The sequence below is a fragment of the Mycobacterium sp. pW045 genome, from assembly GCF_041287085.1.
In the GTDB taxonomy this organism is placed as follows: Bacteria; Actinomycetota; Actinomycetes; order Mycobacteriales; family Mycobacteriaceae; genus Mycobacterium; species Mycobacterium algericum_A.
Genome location: NZ_JBGGKU010000030.1, coordinates 1 through 756, shown reverse-complemented (window position 1 = coordinate 756; position 756 = coordinate 1). Strand labels below are relative to the sequence as shown.

Annotated in this window: 1 rRNA gene; it reads right to left on the bottom strand. The window is 58.2% G+C overall.

What is annotated here, in order from left to right:
• Positions 1 to 268: 268 nt before the first annotated feature.
• A 16S ribosomal RNA gene (locus ACAG20_RS21060) occupies positions 269 to 756 on the bottom strand; the annotation flags it as partial.

Genomic DNA, 756 nt, shown 5'->3' with positions numbered 1-756 from the left:
ATGGAGCGACAACACACCCACCCCCCACCAAGGGGAGCAAACAACGGGCCTGTTGCCTCAGGACCCAACAGTGTGCCCAGCCCCCTACAAAGAAGGCGCCGGCCACCAGAAACCCCAAAGGGCTCCCGGCAGTTGATGATCTCGAAAGCTTGTTGTTGTTCGTAATTCCTCTGCACCACCGGCCACCCACTACAGGCACCGGCAAACACTGTCCCAACCGCATCACCCTCACCCATGTGAGGAACGGGGGAATATTGGTGCTCCTTAGAAAGGAGGTGATCCAGCCGCACCTTCCGGTACGGCTACCTTGTTACGACTTCGTCCCAATCGCCGATCCCACCTTCGACGGCTCCCTCCCAAAGGGTTAGGCCACCGGCTTCGGGTGTTACCGACTTTCATGACGTGACGGGCGGTGTGTACAAGGCCCGGGAACGTATTCACCGCAGCGTTGCTGATCTGCGATTACTAGCGACTCCGACTTCACGGGGTCGAGTTGCAGACCCCGATCCGAACTGAGACCGGCTTTAAAGGATTCGCTAAACCTCACGGCATCGCAGCCCTTTGTACCGGCCATTGTAGCATGTGTGAAGCCCTGGACATAAGGGGCATGATGACTTGACGTCATCCCCACCTTCCTCCGAGTTGACCCCGGCAGTCTCTCACGAGTCCCCACCATAACGTGCTGGCAACATGAGACAAGGGTTGCGCTCGTTGCGGGACTTAACCCAACATCTCACGACACGAGCTGACGACAGC